Consider the following 958-nt stretch of genomic DNA (forward strand, 5'->3'; position numbering starts at 1 on the left):
TTTTTAGCTCAGTTCTTTGTTGTACGCAGTATTTTATATTTGAAAAGACATTTTAATATCATCAAATTTCTTTTTTTCTAAATCTTTTTTTGATATTCCAAAATAATATTTTCCTTCTCCTCCAAACTTTTTCAAATCAGAATGCGAGTCGTAACAATCTAATTGCAATAACAGTTCATAGGATTTAGATAGTTTCAATATTTTATCCCAATTCTTTTGGTATTCTGAACTTTCAGAACCATATAGATTTAATTCTTTAGCTGAAAAATCGTAAACCACACTTGATTGCATAGATCTATCTTCTCCAAGTATTTGGTGGTAAGTATCTTCGTTTAATCCACAAATTTCTTTTATGTATTCATTTATTGGCTCGTGAATATCATCCATAAAAGATTCATAGCTTTTGTAAAAATCAAATAGTTTGTAATTTTCGTAATGCGGTAAAGTGTAAAATTCAAAATATTCAATAACTGAAGATTTAAAATGTCTGATTTCCTCAAGTTCATTTGGGAATTCCCATCTAACAACATCTTCTGTTTCGCTGAATATAAATTTGTAGTCTTGATTTACTCCATTGAACTCTTTCCATTTCTCATCAAGACTTAAAAAAATGTGGAAAAAACCTTTTTCAGGCAAGATGTTTTCTTGGTCAAATTTTGTCAATTCAGAAAGGTTGTATTGAGCACAAAATAGCATTGGCTTTCCATTTGCTCTTGGCCATTGAAAATCTTTAGGTAAATCAGGTTTTCCACCAATTTTAGATTTTCCAATTTTTATGTTTTCATCATCAGTCGAGTTGGTTTTAATTCCGATAGTCGGTCTAATCATTTTGATTAGTTTCTCTTTGTCGTCTTTGTCAATTTCGATTTCTTCCGAGTTCAGAATGAATGACTTTATTTTATCTAAATTGTTCTTTTTAAAACTAAACATTTATTTCAGCGTGGTGTTTTTGGGATAT

General features: G+C 29.2%; 1 protein-coding gene. It reads right to left on the reverse strand.

The window, feature by feature from the left end:
* Positions 1–33 precede the first annotated feature (33 nt).
* Complete coding sequence (locus EGM88_RS14965) at positions 34–930, reverse strand: DUF1963 domain-containing protein (RefSeq protein WP_123899230.1); 897 nt, start codon at positions 928–930, stop codon at positions 34–36.
* Positions 931–958: the final 28 nt, after the last annotated feature.

Source organism: Aureibaculum marinum (assembly GCF_003813905.1).
GTDB classification, from domain to species: domain Bacteria; phylum Bacteroidota; class Bacteroidia; order Flavobacteriales; family Flavobacteriaceae; genus Aureibaculum; species Aureibaculum marinum.